Annotated in this window: 14 protein-coding genes and 1 tRNA gene; 11 read left to right on the forward strand and 4 right to left on the reverse strand. The window is 73.3% G+C overall.

The annotated features are described in order from the left end of the window. Positions 1–54 precede the first annotated feature (54 nt). Positions 55–1,725: an arginine--tRNA ligase gene (gene argS, locus BIU89_RS03785; RefSeq protein WP_071244796.1), complete on the reverse strand. Its 1,671-nt coding sequence runs from the start codon at positions 1,723–1,725 to the stop codon at positions 55–57. A 59-nt stretch (positions 1,726–1,784) separates the two neighbouring features. On the opposite strand from argS, the gene BIU89_RS03790 reads away from it, so the two are divergent. The 5 genes from BIU89_RS03790 (at position 1,785) to BIU89_RS03810 (ending at position 9,418) form a co-directional block, all read left to right on the forward strand. Next, positions 1,785–2,360: a hypothetical protein gene (locus tag BIU89_RS03790; RefSeq protein WP_027465794.1), complete on the forward strand. Its 576-nt coding sequence runs from the start codon at positions 1,785–1,787 to the stop codon at positions 2,358–2,360. Positions 2,361–2,767: 407 nt separating this feature from the next. Next, positions 2,768–2,839 (forward strand) — tRNA-Arg (locus BIU89_RS03795). 221 nt (positions 2,840–3,060) lie between these two features. Continuing rightward, on the forward strand, positions 3,061–4,143 hold the full coding sequence (locus BIU89_RS03800) for a Gfo/Idh/MocA family protein (protein ID WP_071244797.1): 1,083 nt from the start codon (positions 3,061–3,063) through the stop codon (positions 4,141–4,143). A gap of 44 nt (positions 4,144–4,187) precedes the next feature. Next, a complete protein-coding gene (locus tag BIU89_RS03805) occupies positions 4,188–8,084 on the forward strand; it encodes a Pls/PosA family non-ribosomal peptide synthetase (RefSeq protein ID WP_071244798.1) in 3,897 nt (1,298 codons plus the stop codon). Between the two features lie 14 nt (positions 8,085–8,098). Beyond that, entirely contained in the window at positions 8,099–9,418 is a 1,320-nt protein-coding gene (locus BIU89_RS03810) for a M1 family metallopeptidase (protein WP_254791475.1), read from the forward strand. Positions 9,419–9,464: 46 nt separating this feature from the next. On the opposite strand, the gene BIU89_RS03815 is transcribed toward BIU89_RS03810, so the two are convergent. After that, entirely contained in the window at positions 9,465–9,734 is a 270-nt protein-coding gene (locus tag BIU89_RS03815; protein WP_027465796.1) for a helix-turn-helix domain-containing protein, read from the reverse strand. A gap of 32 nt (positions 9,735–9,766) precedes the next feature. Between BIU89_RS03815 and map the strand changes: the two genes are divergently transcribed. Further along, entirely contained in the window at positions 9,767–10,534 is a 768-nt protein-coding gene (gene map, locus BIU89_RS03820; protein WP_071244923.1) for a type I methionyl aminopeptidase, read from the forward strand. Here map and BIU89_RS03825 read toward each other — a convergent pair. Then, positions 10,518–11,072 (reverse strand): 4'-phosphopantetheinyl transferase family protein, encoded by a 555-nt coding sequence (locus tag BIU89_RS03825; RefSeq protein ID WP_071244799.1) that lies wholly within the window; start codon positions 11,070–11,072, stop codon positions 10,518–10,520. The genes map and BIU89_RS03825 overlap by 17 nt on opposite strands. 72 nt (positions 11,073–11,144) lie before the next feature. Then, entirely contained in the window at positions 11,145–11,348 is a 204-nt protein-coding gene (locus tag BIU89_RS03830; RefSeq protein WP_017885770.1) for a hypothetical protein, read from the reverse strand. Positions 11,349–11,631: 283 nt separating this feature from the next. Here BIU89_RS03830 and BIU89_RS03835 point away from each other — a divergent pair, with 283 nt between their 5' ends. The 5 genes from BIU89_RS03835 (at position 11,632) to BIU89_RS03855 (ending at position 17,095) form a co-directional block, all read left to right on the forward strand. Next, entirely contained in the window at positions 11,632–13,563 is a 1,932-nt protein-coding gene (locus BIU89_RS03835) for a TPM domain-containing protein (protein WP_071244800.1), read from the forward strand. 122 nt (positions 13,564–13,685) lie between these two features. Then, positions 13,686–14,411: a PspA/IM30 family protein gene (locus tag BIU89_RS03840; protein WP_027465798.1), complete on the forward strand. Its 726-nt coding sequence runs from the start codon at positions 13,686–13,688 to the stop codon at positions 14,409–14,411. 44 nt (positions 14,412–14,455) lie between these two features. After that, positions 14,456–15,277 carry an arginase family protein gene (locus BIU89_RS03845; protein ID WP_027465799.1) on the forward strand — a complete coding sequence of 274 codons (822 nt, stop codon included), beginning with the start codon at positions 14,456–14,458 and terminating at the stop codon, positions 15,275–15,277. Positions 15,278–15,332: 55 nt separating this feature from the next. After that, positions 15,333–16,736, forward strand: coding sequence for a dihydrolipoyl dehydrogenase family protein (locus BIU89_RS03850; protein WP_071244801.1), 1,404 nt, complete (start codon positions 15,333–15,335; stop codon positions 16,734–16,736). Between the two features lie 2 nt (positions 16,737–16,738). Further along, positions 16,739–17,095, forward strand: coding sequence for a Fe-S oxidoreductase (locus tag BIU89_RS03855; RefSeq protein WP_175330772.1), 357 nt, complete (start codon positions 16,739–16,741; stop codon positions 17,093–17,095). The last annotated feature ends 468 nt before the right edge of the window (positions 17,096–17,563 follow it).

Consider the following 17,563-nt stretch of genomic DNA (forward strand, 5'->3'; position numbering starts at 1 on the left):
CGGGCTCACTTTGGTTGTGCGGACAGCGGCGGCGCCGCTGCCGGCGTCACGCCGCTACATGCGGGACGGCGCCGAAACGCCGAGCAGGCCGAGGCCGTTGCGGACGACCTGCCCGGTGGCGTCGTTCAGCCACAGGCGCGTGCGGTGCAGGTCGGTCACGGGCTCGTCGCCGAGGGGCGTGACACGGCAGGAGTCGTACCAGCGGTGGTACAGGCCGGCGAGCTGCTCGATGTACCGCGCGATGCGGTGCGGCTCGCGCAGCTCGGCGGCGTGCCGGACCACCCGCGGGTACTCGGCGAGGGCTCCGAGCAGCGCGCTCTCGGACTCGTGGGTCAGCAGCGACGCGTCGAACACGGACCGGTCGACCCCGGCCGCCGCGGCGTTCCGGGCCACCGACTGCGTGCGTGCGTGGGCGTACTGCACGTAGAAGACGGGGTTGTCGTTCGTGCGCTTGGTGAGCAGGTCGAGGTCGATGTCGATCGCGGTGTCGCTGGCGAACCGGACCAGGGCGTACCGGCCGGCGTCGACACCGACGGCGTCGACGAGGTCCTCCATCGTGACGATGGTGCCGTTGCGCTTCGACATGCGCATCGGCTCGCCGTCCTTGAGCAGGTTGACCATCTGCCCGATCAGGATCTCGAGGTTCTTGCCCGGCTCGTCCCCGAACGCGGCGCACATCGCCATCATCCGGCCGACGTAGCCGTGGTGGTCGGCGCCGAGCATGATCAGGTTCCGCTCGAACCCGCGCTCGCGCTTGTCGAGGTAGTACGCCAGGTCGCCGGCGATGTACGCGGGCTCGCCGTCCGACTTGATGACGACGCGGTCGCGGTCGTCGCCGAAGTCGGTCGTGCGGAGCCACTCGGCGCCCTCGGCCTCGTACATCACGCCGGCCGACCGCAGTCGGGCGATGGCACGCTCGACGGCCTTCGACTCGTGCAGGGCGTTCTCGTGGAAGTAGACGTCGAAGTCGACGCCGAAGTCGTGCAGCGACGACTTGATGTCCGCGAACATGAAGTCGACGCCCTCGCGACGGAAGAGCTCCTGCGCCTCGTCGCGCGGAAGGTCGCGGACGTCGATGCCCGGCTCGAGGGTCGCGATGACCCGTGCGGCGATCTCGGCGATGTAGGCGCCGCCGTAGCCGTCCTCGGGCGTGGGCTCACCGAGTGCGCTGGCGACGAGGGAGCGGGCGAAGCGGTCGATCTGCGCGCCGTGGTCGTTGAAGTAGTACTCGCGGGTGACGAGCCCGCCCTGCGCCTGGAACACGCGGGCCAGGCTGTCGCCGACTGCGGCCCACCGCACGCCGCCCATGTGGATCGGGCCGGTGGGGTTGGCGGAGACGAACTCCAGGTTGATCCGGACGCCGTCGTACAGGTCGCCGGTGCCGAAGGACTCGGCGCCGTCCACGATGGTGCGCGCGATCTCACCCGCGGCGGCGGCCTCGAGCGTGATGTTGATGAAGCCGGGGCCGGCGACGTCGACCGAGTCCACACCGTCGAGCTCGGTCAGCTCGCCGGCGATCTCGGTCGCGAGCTCGCGCGGGTTCGTGCCGAGCCGCTTCGCGAGCTGCATGGCGGCGTTCGAGGCCCAGTCGCCGTGGGCGCGGTTCTTCGGACGCTCGAGCACCACGTGGGACTCCTCGATCGTCACGGTCTCGGACGCGCCTCGGCGCTCGACGATCCCGGTCAGGATCGACAGGTACGCGGCGGAGAGTTCGGCAGGAGTCACGAGGACCGATCCTACCGGGACGCCCAGGTCCGCACCGGTCGATGCAGCATCATGTCGGGATGACCCCCCGCAGCCGTGCCCGGGCGCTCACCGTCGCCACCCTCACCACCGCAGCAGCCGTCGTGCTCGCCGGGTGCTCGGGCGGCGGCGACAGCACCCCGTCGGCCACCGCCACCCCGGCGGGCAAGCCGGTGTCCGAGACCTGCGCGGAGCTCCTGCCGACCAGCGCGCTGTCGGTGTACGGGCAGACCTTCGAGCTCGACGACTCCTTCACCCCGGCGAAGGGCTCCCCCGCTGCGACCATCGCGAAGCAGCAGGGTCGCGTGTGCCGGTTCGTCAGCACCGACGCGGACGCCACGGCGATCACGCTCGCGGTCGCCGACCTGCCTGAGAAGTCGCTCACCAACCTGAAGGACGCCCTGTACGAGCGGGGCGGGTCCGTCCCCACCTACCGCGTGGAGGGGTACTTCGCCCTGAGCGGCGACGTCGGCCGCGCCGATGCCTTCGCCGACCCGTACTGGATCACCGCGCAGTCGACGCTGTTCACCGAACCGGGCGGGGCGCAGCCTGTCGTCGACGCGGTGCGGGCCGCGCTGCAGCCGTCCGCGTCGGCGACGGCCACGCCAGCGGGCTGACCCGCGCTGCGGCCGCGCACGGTGCGAGGCCGCCGTCCGGTGCGAGGTTGCGCACGTGGTGCGCTGCACGCAACGCTGCACGGAATGCGGAACCTCGCACGGGAACGCGACGCTCGCACGGTGCGGACGGGAGGCCCGTGGCGGGCCCGCACCGCGCCTCCAGCCCGGCGGCGGCCGCGCACGGTGCGAGGCCGCCGTCCGGTGCGAGGTTGCGCACGTGGTGCGCTGCTCGCAACGCTGCACGGGACACGGAACCTCGCACGGGAACGCGACCGACGCACGGTGCGGACGGGAGGCCCGTGGCGGGCCCGCACCGCGCCTCCAGGCCGCCCGTCGTCACGTCCACGGCGCGACACGCGCTGTCCAGGACCACCCGCCGGACCTGCTACGGTTGTTGACACCCCTTGGCCCCCATAGCTCAGGGGATAGAGCACTGCCCTCCGGAGGCAGGGGCGGAGGTTCGAATCCTCCTGGGGGCACTGGAAATCGCCGGCCAAGGTGACGTCTCCGCTTCGCGGAGTCGGCACCGGCCGATGTCGCCTGCGGCGACCTTTCCCCGTTGAGACTCCTCCGGGTTCTTCGCCGGTCTCGTGGCTGGGTGCTTCGAGGGTGAGCAGCAGGACCGACCCCGTGCTCCTCGAGGGTGAGCAGCAGGACGAACCGCGCGGCGCGCATCGGGTCCGCCCGGTAGCGTTCGGGCATGACGATGACGTTCCCGGCGCCCGGAGTCCACGCACTGCGGGGCGGACCCGTGCTCCGGTGGGGTGTGATCGGCCCCGGGGAGATCGCGAACGACTTCACGACGACGCTGCACGCGAACTCCGACCAGCGCGTCGTCGCCGTGGGCTCCCGCTCCCCCGATCGTGCCGCGGCCTTCGCCGCCCGCCACGGCGTACCCGGGGTGCACGGCTCGTACGAGGCCCTCGTGGCGGACCCCGCCGTCGACGTGGTCTACGTCGCCTCGCCGCACCCGCAGCACCTCGGGCACGCACTGCTCGCGATCGCCGCCGGCAAGCACGTGCTCGTCGAGAAGCCGATGACGACCTCGGCGGCGGACACCCGCACCCTCGCCGACGCCGCGCGGGCCGCGGGTGTCCTCGCGATGGAGGCGATGTGGACCCGGTACCTGCCGGGCACCACCGTCGTCGCGCGTCTGCTCGCGGACGGGATCCTGGGCGACGTCGGGCTCGCGACGGTCGACGTCGGGTGGCCGCACGACCCGGACCCGGCCGACCGGCTGTTCGACCCCGACGCCGGAGGGGGTGCCCTCCTCGACGCCGGTGTGTACGGGCACTGGTTCGCACGCTTCGCCACCGGCGCCCCGGTGACCAGCAGCACGACGGGGGCGGTCTCGGATCGCGGGGTGGACCTCCAGTCCGTCACGGTGTCGACGGCGGAGGGTGGCGCGCAGTCGGTGGTGACCACGTCGATGACGGCGTGGACGCCGGGGCTGGCGGTGATCGCCGGGAGCCGGGCCACGGTCCGGTACACCGATCACTTCGTGTTCCCCTCATCGTTCGCGGTGCACCACCCGGGTGCAGAGGACCACTGGGAGGAGCCGACGGGGATACGGGGCCGTCATGGACTCGTGTGGCAGGCGGCGGCGCTCGCGCAGTACGTGGCGGACGGCCGCACGGAGTCGCCGGTGCACTCGCTGGACGACTCGATCGGGGTCGCGGCGGCGCTCGACGCGGCACGTGCGGCACTCGAACCGTCCGGTGCGGCACTCGAGCCGACCGGTGCGGCACCGTCCGTTCCCGAGCAGGACACCTCGACCCTCTAGGATCACGGGCCGGTCGTCCCGCACGCGACCGGGAAGAGGCCTCGATGACCATCGGCACCGGGAACGCGCAGCTCGAACTCGCCCGCGGCGGCGACGCACCCGCCCCACGGACCCTGTTCGACGTCCTGGCGGCGACCGCGGCGACCCACCCGGACGCGACCGCCCTCGAGGACCCCGCCGGCAGCGTCGACTACGCCGCCCTGCTCGACCTCGTGCGCGCGCAGGCCGACGACCTGGCCCGCCGCGGTGTCCGACGGGGCGACCGGGTCGGGGTGCGGATCCCCTCCGGTGGGCGAGACCTGTACCTGTCGATCCTCGCCATCCTCGCCGCCGGCGCCGCGTACGTGCCGGTCGACGCCGACGACCCCGAGGAGCGCGCCACCCTGGTGTTCGGCGAGGCCGGTGTCGTCGGGGTGATCGGCGCGGGCGGTGTCCTGCGCGACCGCGACGGCACGGAGCTGCCGGTGACGGACCCCGCGGCGAGCGCCGAGCTCCCCCGCGAGACCGACGACGCGTGGATCATCTTCACGTCGGGTTCGACGGGTGTGCCGAAGGGTGTGGCGGTCACGCACCGCAGTGCTGCGGCGTTCGTGGACGCCGAGGCGCGGATGTTCCTGCAGGCGGCGCCGATCGGTCCGGGTGACCGGGTGCTGGCGGGGCTGAGCGTGGCGTTCGACGCGTCGTGCGAGGAGATGTGGTTGGCGTGGGGGCACGGTGCCGCGTTGGTGCCGGCGCCCCGGTCGTTGGTGCGGACGGGGGTGGACCTGGGGCCGTGGCTCATCGCGCACACGATCACGGTGGTGTCGACGGTGCCGACGCTGGCGGCGTTGTGGCCGGACGATGCGCTGGAGCAGGTGCGGCTGGTGATCTTCGGCGGTGAGGCGTGCCCGCCGGAGTTGGCGGCGCGCATCGCGAGCCGTGACCGTGAGGTGTGGAACACGTACGGGCCGACCGAGGCGACGGTGGTGGCGTGCGGGTCCCTGCTCGACGGGAGCCAGCCGATCCGGATCGGGTTGCCGCTGGACGGGTGGGACCTCGCCGTGGTGGACGGCGCCGGACAACGGGTGGAGCCGGGCGGCGTCGGTGAGCTCGTGATCGGCGGGGTCGGGCTGGGGCGCTACCTCGACCCGGCGAAGGACGCGGAGAAGTACGCGCCGTTCCCGGAGCTCGGGTGGGAGCGGGCGTACCGGAGCGGGGACCTGGTGCGGTACGAGCCCGAGGGGCTGGTGTTCCAGGGGCGTGCGGACGACCAGGTGAAGCTCGGTGGCCGGCGGATCGAGCTCGGGGAGATCGATGCGGCGCTGCAGGCCCTGGACGACGTGGCGGGTGGTGCCGCGGTGGTGCAGCGGACCCCGGCGGGCAACCAGGTGCTGGTCGGGTACGTGGCCCCGGTGGCCGGGGCGACGGTGGACGTGGCTGCGGCGAACGCCCGGTTGCGGCAGGAGCTGCCGGCGGCGCTGGTGCCGTTGGTGGCCGTGGTGGAGTCGCTGCCGACGCGGACGTCGGGCAAGGTCGACCGTGCGGCGCTGCCGTGGCCGTTGCCGGGCGCCTCGGACGCGGCGATGCTGCCGGACACGGTGGCGTGGATCGCCGAGCGGTGGTCGGCGATCCTGGGGGTGCCGGTGGCGAGCGTCGACGACGACTTCTTCGCGCACGGCGGTGGGTCGTTGACGGCGGCGCAGCTGGTGTCGGCCATCCGCGAGCGGTTCCCGACGACGACGGTGGCGGACGTGTACGACCACCCGCGGATCGGGGCGTTGGCGGCGGCGCTGGACGAGTCCGGCCCGGTCGAGGCGTCGTCGCGTGACGTCACGCCGGTGCCTCCGGCGACGGGGTTGCTGATGACGCTGCTCGGGCTGCCGGTGCAGGTGCTCCGGGGGTTGCGGGTGCTGACGTGGACGGCCCTGGTGGCTGCGGTGCTGCACGCGACGACGCTGCCGTTCCTGCCGGTGCTGCCCTGGCTGGTGTTGGTGCTGGCGCTCCTGGTGTTCGTGACGCCGATCGGCAAGATGGCGCTGACGGTGGTGCTGGCGCGGCTGCTGCTCGCCGGGGTCCGGCCGGGGTCGTACCCCCGCGGTGGTTCCGTGCACCTGCGGGTGTGGTTGGCCGAGCGCATCGCCGAGGCGGTCGACGGCCCGTCGACGGCGGGTGCCCCGTGGATCAGCTACTACGCCCGGGCGCTCGGTGCGCGGATCGGCCGGGACGTCGACCTGCACACGTTGCCGCCGGTGACGGGGATGCTCACGATCGGCAAGCGTGCGTCGATCGAGCCCGAGGTCGACCTGGCCGGGCACTGGCTCGACGGCGACGTGTTCCACCTGGGGCACGTCCGTGTCGACGAGGACGCCGTGGTGCGCAGCCGGACGACGCTGCTGCCGGGGGCGCACGTCGGTGCGGGTGCCGAGATCACGGCGGGTTCCGCCGTCGGCGGCCCGGTGCCCGCGGGCGAACGCTGGGCGGGGGCGCCGGCGGAGCGCACCGGGTCGGCTCGTGACGACCGGGAGGCCCGTCCCGCGACCCGTCGACGCTGGCTGCTCGCGTACGGGGCCGGGTCCCTGGCCGTGGCCGGGTTGCCGGTGGTCGGTGTCGCGGTCGGCCTGCTGGTCGCCCTCGCCCTGGTCGGGCGGGCGTCGACCCTGGGCGACGCGGTGCTCCGTGCGCTGGTGACGGTCCCCCTGGCGACGGTGGTCGCCGGTGCGGTGTACGCGCTGCTGGTGGTGGTCTCGGTGCGGCTGCTCGGCATCGGGCTGCACGAGGGGCGGCACCCGGTGCGCTCCCGGATCGGCTGGCAGGTGTGGTCGACCGAGCGGGTGCTCGACGCGGCGCGCACCCTGCTGTTCCCGCTGTACGCCTCGCTCGTGACGCCGGTGTGGCTGCGGCTGCTCGGTGCCCGGGTCGGTCGGGACACCGAGATCTCGACGGTGCTGCTCATCCCGGCGTTGACGCAGATCGCGTCGGGGGCGTTCCTGGCCGACGACACGATGGTGGCGACGTACGAGCTCGGCGGCGGTCGGGTGCGGATCGGTCGTTCGAAGGTCGGCCGTCGGGCGTTCCTCGGCAACAGCGGGATGACGGGCGCCGGACGCTCGGTGCCGCGCGAGGCCCTGGTGGCGGTGCTGTCCGCGGTGCCGAAGAAGGCCAAGCGCGGGTCGTCGTGGCTCGGGTCGCCCCCGGTGCGGCTGCGGCGTGCGGCGACGGAGTTCGACGAGGCGCGCACGTTCCGTCCGTCCAGGCGGCTCAAGGTCGCCCGCGGCTGCTGGGAGCTGCTGCGCCTGGTGGCCCCGATGGTCTCCGCCGCCATCGCCCTCGGCGTGGCCGGAGCCCTGCTGGCGCTGTGGTCGGCCGTCGGGATCGGGTGGACGGTGCTGCTCGCCGGGCCGGTGCTCATCGCCGCCGGTGCCGTCGCCGCCGTGGTGTCGACGATCGCGAAGTGGGCGTTCGTCGGCCGGATCACGGCCCGGGAGCACCCGCTGTGGTCGTCGTTCGTGTGGCGCAACGAGGTGCAGGACACGTTCGTCGAGACCGTCGCGCGCCCCTGGTTCGCCGAGCAGGCCACCGGCACCCCCGCGCTGGCCGTCTGGCTGCGGAGCCTCGGTGCGACGATCGGCCGCGGCACCTGGCTCGAGACGTACTGGCTGCCCGAGGCCGACCTGGTCACCATCGGCTCCGGGGCGTCGGTGGCGCGTGGGACGGTCGTGCAGACGCACCTGTTCCACGACCGCGTGATGCAGCTCGACACCGTCCGGATCGACACGGGTGCGACCCTCGGGCCGCACAGCGTGGTCCTGCCGGCGGCCGGCATCGGTGCCGGGGCGACCGTCGGGCCGTCCTCGCTCGTGATGCGCGGTGAGCAGGTGCCGACGGGTTCCCGCTGGTCCGGCAACCCGATCGCTCCGTGGACATCGGCAGCACCGTCGGTGACCGCCCCACCGGCGCCATGAGGTTGACTGTCCCCGTGCCCTCCGATCCCGCCGCAGACCCGTACACCCCGCACAGCGGCGACCGACGGTGGAGCGCCGAGCACTACGAGCTCCGTCTCGACTACCGCGTCGCCACGAACCGCCTGGACGGCACCGCCACGATCACCGCGCGTGCCCTCGAGCCGCTCGAGAAGGTCGTGATCGACCTGCACGGGCTCACGGTCGACCGGGTCGACGTCGACGGACGCCGGGCCAAGAAGGTCTCTACCGCGACGCACAAGGTGACCGTCACCCCGGCCGACCCCATCGCCGCCGACACCGTGTTCAGCGTGCACCTGCGGTACCGCGGCACCCCGCACCCCGTCCGGAGTGCGTGGGGGCAGCTCGGCTGGGAAGAACTGTCCGACGGCGTCATCGTCGCCGCGCAGCCCACGGGAGCGCCGTCGTGGTTCCCGTGCAACGACCGCCCCGACGACAAGGCCACGTACCGGATCGAGATCGCGGCCGAGGCGGCGTACGACGTCCTGGCGAACGGGGAGCTGCTCGCCAAGGAGCGCGACCGCGTCGGCACCCGCTGGACCTACGCCACCACCGAGCCGATGGCGACCTACCTGGCGACCGTCCAGATCGGCCGGTACCGCACCACGAAGCTGCGCACGAGCGGGGTCCCCGTCACGCTGCACCACCCCGCCGACCTCGCCGCCGCCGCGAAGACCGACTTCGGCCAGGTGCCGGAGATGCTCGCGCTGTTCGGTGACCGGTTCGGCCCGTACCCGTTCGCGGCGTACGGCGTCGTGGTGACCGACGACGACCTGGAGATCCCACTCGAGGCCCACGGTCTGGCGGTGTTCGGCCGGAACCACGTCGACGGCGAACACGGCACCGACCGCCTCATCGCCCACGAGCTCGCCCACCAGTGGTTCGGCAACTCCGTCACGGTCACCCGGTGGCAGGACATCTGGCTGCACGAGGGGTTCGCCTGCTACGCCGAGTGGCTGTGGTCCGAGGACCGCGGCGACGACACCGCCGACCAGCTGGCCGAGCGGTACCGGCAGGCGCTGCTCGAGCAGCCGGAGGACCTGGTGGTCGGTGACCCGGGCGCGAAGGACATGTTCGACGACCGCGTCTACAAGCGCGGCGCCCTCGCCCTGCACGCCGTCCGCCGCACGATCGGCGACGACGCCTTCTTCACCGGGCTGCGGAGCATCACCGAGCGGCACCGGCACGGATCCGTCACCGTGCCCGACGTGCTCCGTGCGTTCGCGGACGCCACCGGCCGGTCCGTCGCGGACGTCCTGGCGGTGACCGGACCCTGGATCGACGAGGCCTCGGTGCCGACGCTGCCCGCTGGCTAGCCGGCTCCGCCGCCGCGTCGACCAGCTCGCGACGCCGCCGCGTCGACTAGCCGGCCAGCTCGCCGTCCGCCGGGTCGCAGCTGACCTCGGACCACACCGCGTCGAGCGACAGTCCGACCACGCCCGCGACCGACGCGATCGTCGAGAACGCCGGCGTCGCGATGCGGCCGGTCTCGATCTTCCGGAGCGTCTCCGGCGAGATCCCCGCGGCCAGGGCGGTGTCCACGATCGATCGCGGACCACGGGCACGACGAAGCAGTGCACCGAGGCGGCGACCGCGCGCGACCTCGTCGGGGCGGAGTGGGAGACGGACCATGACCACATAGTAATACCGGTATGATCATCCGCGTGATCGAGATCCTGACCCCCGCCGAGGTCGACAAGGGCCGCGCCACCGGAGCCCTCGTCGGCACGATCCTGCAGACCCTGCGCGAACGCACCCGCGTCGGCACGAACCTGCTCGAGATCGACCGGTGGGCGAAGCAGATGATCGAGGCCGCCGGTGCCGACTCCTGCTACGTCGACTACGCGCCCTCGTTCGGCCGTGGTCCGTTCGGCCACCACATCTGCACGGCCGTGAACGACGCCGTGCTGCACGGGCTGCCGCACGACCGGGTGCTGCACGACGGGGACCTGCTCACCCTCGACCTCGCGGTGTCCCTGGACGGCATCGCCGCCGACGCCGCGATCAGCTTCGTCGTCGGCACCCCGCGCCCCGAGGACCTCGCCCTCATCGACGCCACCGAACGCGCGCTGGCCGCGGGCATCGCCGCCGCCGGACCGGGCGCCCGCATCGGTGACCTGTCCCACGCGATCGGCACCGTCCTCGAAGCCGCGGGCTACCCGGTGAACGTGGAGTTCGGCGGACACGGCATCGGCTCGACCATGCACCAGGACCCGCACGTGTCGAACATCGGGCGCCCCGGCCGCGGCTACACGCTGCGGCCCGGACTCCTGCTCGCGCTCGAGCCGTGGGTGATGGCGGACACCGACGTCCTGGTCACCGACGCCGACGGGTGGACGCTGCGGAGTGCCACCGGAGCGCGGACCGCCCACACCGAGCACACCATCGCGATCACCGAGGACGGCGCCGAGGTGCTCACGCTCCCCTGCTGACCGTCCCGACCACCTCGACGGACAGGCCACCCGCCGCGACGACGAGCACCACGTCCGGCGCGGGGGACAGCACGGTGACCGGTTGTCCGACACCCTCGAAGCGGGCGGTGCCGGCGGTCACGTCGACCTCCACCGCGAGCGGGTCGACGCGTAGCCCGCGTCCGTCGCGTTTCAGCACGGCCTCCTTGGCCGCCCACGCGGCGGCGAGGAGCGCCGGGTCTCCGTCGGCTCGACGGAGTTCGTCCGGGGTGAAGGCGTCGAGCGGTGCGGCGGCGACCCGCGACACCCGTTCGACGTCGACGCCGAGCGCCGACGGTCCGACCGCGAGGGCGACGACCCCCGGTGCGCGCGCCAGGCTCACGCCGACCACTGTGCCCGCGACGGTCGCCCACGGACGACCGTGGTCGGTCCCCGCGCAGTGCGGGCAGACGCGCCCCGCGCGCACCGCGACCGGCTCGACGCCGGTCGCCGACGCGACGGCGGCGACCAGGGCCTCCCGGTCGTCCGCGCGGTTAGCAGCCGGCGTCCGGAGCGTCACCGTGACGGTCTGGAGGCGCGACCCACCGGCCGGGGCAGCGCCCGTCGGTCGTGTGGTCGCGCCCAGAGCGGATCAGGCGTGCGTCAGCGCGATGAGCGCGACGTTCATGGTGCTGTACTGCCCCTCGGAGCGGGTCGCCTGGCGGACTCGTCCGCGCAGGACCTCGTAGCGGCCGTCGTGCTCGCGCACGAAACCGATCACACCCGTCGCCGGAGTCGACACCCGGTGGTAGCCGTCCTCGAGCGGGACGACCTCGGTGCTCGTGGTGCGTTCCATCGTTCTTCCCCTTCCGTTCATCCTCGAACAGTGGCGCCAGCATACCCCGGGACGGGGGACAAGACGTCCACAGGAAGCACGGTCCGGAGCGTTCCCCCAGAGTCTGGCGGTGCCCCTGCGTGGCCTGGATAGACTCCGGGCGACAGCGCCTCGTGGCGCGGTCCGGTGCGGTGCCACGGGGTACCGACCGGCGACGGACGGAGGACGGATGCGAGCGGTCCAGCACGGATCGGGCACGGACGGATCGAGCGGGCGAAGGGGGACAACGCGGCTGTGGAGCCGTGTGACGGCGGCCCTGGTCGCGATGCTCATCGTCCTGGCTCCGGCAGCGACCGCCCACGCCACGGCGCCCGTCGACCTGGGCGGCGCGTACGTCCTCGACGAGGCCGACGCGCTGACCGCATCCCAGCAGTCGAAGGTCGAGCAGGCCGTGCAGGACCTGTACTCCGAGACCCAGACGCAGCTCTTCGTCGTGTTCGTGCCGTCCTTCACCGACCCCACCGACCACACCGAGTGGGGCCGGGCCGTGATGGAGCAGAACCAGATCGACACCGACGGCATCCTGCTCTCGGTCGCGGTCGACGAGCGCAACTACGACGTCCAGCAGACGAACGAGACCGCGATCTCCTCGTCCGACGTGGAGAACGCCGTCAACGACGCGCTGCTCCCCGAGCTCAAGCAGGGTGACTGGTCCGGCGCCGCCGTGGCCTTCGCCGACGGGCTGACCCAGTCGCAGGCCCCGGCGGACCTCACCTGGCTGTGGATCCTGCTGCTCGTCGTGGTCGTCGGGCTCATCGTCGTGGTCCTGGTCATCCGGACCCGGAACAAGCGCCGCACCGCCGCAGCGACCGAGGCGCAGGAAGCATCGCTCGCCGACCTCGAACGCACCGCCGGCGGCGCCCTCGTCACCATCGACGACGAACTCCGCACCGCCGAGCAAGAGGTCGGGTTCGCGAGCGCGCAGTTCGGCCCGGACGCCGCCAAGCCCTTCGCCGACGCCGTGCAGGCCGCCCAGCGCGAGGTCCGCAAGGCCTTCACGATCCGGCAGCAGCTCGACGACGAGATCCCCGACACCCCCCAGCAGCGCGCCGAGTGGGCGAACCAGATCATCGTGATCTGCGAACGGGCGCACGCCGCGATCGAGGAGCAGACCGAGGCGTTCGACCAGCTCCGGTCGCTCGAGGACGGCGTCGAGGACGCAGCCGCGTCGCTCGCCCAGGCCGTGGCCGCCGCACCGGCATCGGTCGGGGCCGCCGCCGCTGCACTCGACCGCGTCCGTGCCCGCTACACCGGCCGCACCCTCGCCACCGTGGCGAACAACGTCGACCAGGCCCACCAGGTGCTCGCCTTCGCCACCGAACGCTCGACCGCCGCCACCGCCTCCATCGCCGCCGGCGACAAGGGCGAGGCGGTCGTCGCCGTGCGCGACGCCCAGCACGCGCTCGCCCAGGTGCAGCAGCTCACCGACGGCGCACTCGCCGCCGAGCAGTCCTTCGACGAGGCCACCGCCCGCGCCGAGGCGATGCGCATCGACATCCAGGGCGACGTCGCCGCCGCCCGCAGCCTGCGCTCGGGCGGCCCGGACCTCGCAGCCGCGGTCACCCGCGCCGAGGCCGTGCTCCGCCAGGGGCTCGACCCGAAGGACCCCGTGGCCGCCGTCGACGCGCTGACCCGGGCGAACACCGAGATCGACCAGGCCATCGCCGCGGCACGGGGCGCCGAGGAACAGCGCCAGCGCGCCACCCAGGCGCTCGACGCGGCCCTGCGCGACGCCCGGAACCGGATCAGCCAGGCTCGCGACTACGTCTCCCTGCACCGCGGCGGCATCGGCCCGACCGCCCGGACCCGGCTGTCCGAGGCCCAGCGTGCCTACGACGACGCCGTCGAGCTCGCCCCGAGCAACCCCGGCCAGGCACTCAACGCAGCCCGCGCGGCCGAGCAGTACGCCGCAGCAGCGATGGACGCAGCCAACGACGACCTCGGCGGCTGGGGTGGCGGCCAGGGCGGTGGCGGTGGTGGTGCCCAGCTCGGTGGCCTGGTCACCGGACTCGTCCTCGGCGGCCTGCTCGGCGGTCGCGGCGGCAGTTACGGCGGAGGCTCCTTCGGGGGCGGTGGTTTCGGCGGCGGCGGGGGCTTCGGCGGCGGTGGCGGCTTCGGCGGAGGCGGCGGCGGGGGCGGGGGCGGCGGCGGCTTCTCCGGCGGCGGCCGCTTCTGACGGGCACGCTCCCCCGCTCCCGACACGACCGGACCCGACCGGAGCTGACCCGGCCTCCGGCACCCAGAACCAGACACGACCCGACAACACCGTCCACAGGACTTCCACGAAAGGGAACAGCAATGGCCAAGCAGACCATCTTCGGACGCATCTCCACCCTCGTGCGCGCGAACATCAACCAGATCATCGACGACGCCGAGGACCCGCAGAAGATGCTGGACCAGCTCGTCCGCGACTACACGAACAACATCGCCGACGCGAAGACCGCGATCGCGCAGACCATCGGCAACGTGCGCCTGCTCGAGCAGGACCACGAGGAGGACAAGAAGGCCGCCCTCGAGTGGGGCCAGAAGGCCGCCAACGCCTCCGCCGCCGCCGACAAGTACCGCTCCGAGGGCAAGTCGGCCGAGGCGGACAAGTTCGACAACCTCGCCAAGATCGCGATCGGCAAGCAGATCGCCGCCGAGCAGGAGGTCAAGGACGCGGAGCCGAACCTGGCGTCGCAGAACGAGGCCGTCGAGAAGCTCAAGACCGGTCTCGCCGGCATGGAGCAGAAGCTCGAGCAGCTCCGCGCGAAGCGGGACAACCTCGTCGCCCGCTCGAAGACCGCCGAGGCGCAGTCCCGCGTCAACGACGCCCTCGGCAACATCGACGTGCTCGACCCGACGAGCGACCTCGGCCGCTTCGAGGAGAAGGTCCGCCGCGAAGAGGCGAAGGTGCTCGGCCAGCAGGAGCTGCAGTCGTCCAGCCTCGACGCCCAGTTCGAGAGCCTCGAGGACGTCGGCAAGGACGCCGAGGTCGAGGCACGGCTCGCCGCGCTGAAGTCCGGCGGATCCTCGAGCATCTGACGAACGCCCTGACGACGCCGGACCCCAGCTGACAGACTGAGACGATGCACTTCCTCGTGGTCGGTCAGTGGCAGGGTTCGGCGTCGTCGCGCGCGATGCGGCTCGGGGACGGCGCGTCGGCGATCGCGGCCGACCTCCCCCGGGCGTCCACCACCGTGGTCGACGTCCCGGCCGGAGCGGGTGACCGCCTCGAGACCGCCGTCGCCCGCTACACCTCGGTGCTCGCCGTCGCCGAACGCGTCGCCGAGGAAACCGCCGTCGCCACCGAACCGGTGCTCGTCGTCGGCGGCGACGGCGCCAGTGTCCTCGGCGCGACCGCCGCCCTCGCACCGGACACCGCGTTCGTCCGCATCTCCGGGTCCAGCGGGTACCGCGCGCTCAACCGAGCCCAGCCCGTCGCCGCCGAGACCGCCGCCCTGCGCCTGCTGGTCGACCGCCCCGACGACCTGTTCCCCGGCCTGCCCGTGGTGCCGGCGTCCTCGGTCGTCGTCGCCGGGGTCCGCGGGGTCGAGGACGCCGAACGGGCCGCCCTCGACAAGGCCGGGATCGTGCACCTCGACGTCGACGCCGCCACCCCGGACGCCCTCGCCGCAGCGGTCGAGCGGACCGGTGCCGCCTCGGTCTTCGTGCACGTCGACCTCGACGTCCTCGACCCGTCCGAGGTCGACGGACTCCTCGAACCCGTCCCGTTCGGCCTCGACGGCGCAGCGCTCGTCGAGCGCATCCAGGCCGCGACGCGCGGCCGCCGCCTCGTCGGCGCCGCGCTCACCGGATTCGCCCCCGTCGACCCGGACCGGGCGGTGGACGACCTCGGCGTGATCCTGCGCGTCGTCGGAGCGGTGACCAGCGCCTCCCGGGTGGGCTGACCACGGGCACGACGCGACCGGCGGACCCCCTGCCGGTCCGCGTACGCTCGGCAGCATGACGCACTACGACCTCATCGTGATCGGAGCCGGCGCTGTCGGCGAGAACGTGGCGGACTACGCCAGGAAGCGCGACCTGTCGGTCGCGATCGTGGAGGCCGAGCTCGTCGGCGGCGAGTGCTCCTACTGGGCGTGCATGCCCTCGAAGGCGCTCCTGCGCAGCGGACACGCCCTCGCCGCCGCCAAGCGGCTCGACGGTGCGAAGCAGGCCGTGACCGGCACGCTCGACGCCGCCCACGTGCTCGCTCGCCGCAACTCGTTCACCTCCGACTGGAAGGACGACAGCCAGGTCTCGTGGCTCGAGTCCGCCGGCATCGACCTGATCCGCGGGCACGCCCGCATCACCGGCCCGAAGACCATCGACGTCGACGGCGAGACGCACACCGCGCGCGCCGCCGTCGCGGTCGTCACCGGTTCCCTGCACACGCTGCCCCCGGTGCCCGGTCTCGCCGAGGCGAAGCCGTGGGGCACCCGCGAGGGCATCAGCGCCCAGCAGGTCCCCGAGAGCCTGCTCGTCATCGGCGGCGGCGTCTCCGGCTCCGAGCTCGCAACCGCGTGGGCGTCCCTCGGCGCGAAGGTCACCCTCGTCGCCCGGCACGGTCTGCTCGGCGGCATGGAGCCCTTCGCCGGGGAACTCGTCGCCGACTCCCTGCGCGAACTCGGCGTGGACGTCCGCACCGGCGTCAACCCGGTCCGGGTCGACCGCGACGAGCACGGTCTCGTCACCACGGTGCTCGACGACGGCACCACGGTCATCACGAGCGAGGTGCTCGCCGCCACCGGCCGCGCCGCCCACACGCGTGACCTCGGGCTCGAGACCGTCGGCCTGACCGCGGGTGACTGGCTCGACGTCGACGACACCATGCTCGTGCACGGCACCGACTGGCTGTACGCCGTGGGTGACGTCAACCACCGCGTCCTGCTCACCCACCAGGGCAAGTACCAGGCGCGCGCCGCCGGCGAGGCGATCGCCGCCCGGTACCAGGGCACGCCGCTCCACACCGAGCCGTGGGGTGCACACGTCGCCACCGCCGACCACGCCGCCTCGCCGCAGGTCACCTTCACCGACCCCGAGGTCGCGAGCGTCGGCCTGACCGAGGCGAAGGCCCGCGAGCAGGGGCTGAACGTCCGCGCGGTGGAGTACGACCTCGGTGCGATCGCCGGGTCCTCCCTGCAGGCCGACGGTTACACGGGCCGCGCGAAGATGGTCGTCGACGAGGACCGCGGGGTCGTCGTGGGCGTCACGTTCGTCGGCCAGGACGTCGCCGAGATGCTGCACGGCGCGACCGTCGCGGTCGTGGGCGAGGTCCCGATCGACCGCCTGTGGCACGCGGTGCCTGCCTACCCGACGATGAACGAGATCTGGCTCCGCCTGCTCGAGACGTACGGCCGCCCGGCCTGAGCGTGCGCAACCCTCTGCTCGACTCCCCCGTGTCCCGTGCGGGGTGGGTGTTCGCGACCGCCGTCGGGCTCGCCGTGGGCGTCCCCCTGTCGACGGGGCGGATCCGGGTGGAGGACGGGCTCGTGGTCTGCACGGGGCTGCCGCGCTGGGTGTTCCGGCGCGGCGGCACCTGCGTCGGTTCGGTGTACCTGACCCGCGACAACGACGGCCCGCGGGTGCTCCGGCACGAGCGGGTGCACGTCGAGCAGTGGCGCCGGTACGGCATGCTCATGCCGCTGCTCTACGCCGTCGCCGGGCGGGATCCCCTGCGGAACCGGTTCGAGGTCGAGGCCGGCCTGGAGGACGGCGGCTACCGCTGACGGGTGCGGCGGGTGCGGCGGGTGCGGTGCGGGTGCGGGTGCGGCGTGGGTGCGGTGAGGTGCGGGCGCGGGTGCGGCGGGGTCACAACACCCCGCCGGGAGCGCGGCGAGCGGTCGCAGACCGTCGCCTGCGGCGCCGCCAACCGACAGTTCGTGACCACACGGCGCCCGGCCCACGACGTGTCGTGACCACTCGGCGGCAGGCCCGCCAGGCGACGAAACGCGACCAGTCGACGGCCTGGAGGCGCGTGGCGGGCCCGCCCCGAGCCTCCCGGCCGCCACGCCCCACCCCACTGCACCCGCCCGTCGGTCACAACACCCCGTCGGGAGCGCGGCGAGCGGTCGCAGACCGTCGCCTGCGGCGCCGCCAACCGACAGTTCGTGACCACTCAGCGCCCGGCGCACGACGTGTCGTGACCACTCGGCGGCAGGCCCTCCAGGCGACGAAACGCGACCAGTCGACGGCCT

The organism is Curtobacterium sp. MCBA15_005, from assembly GCF_001864855.1.
In the GTDB taxonomy this organism is placed as follows: Bacteria; Actinomycetota; Actinomycetes; order Actinomycetales; family Microbacteriaceae; genus Curtobacterium; species Curtobacterium flaccumfaciens.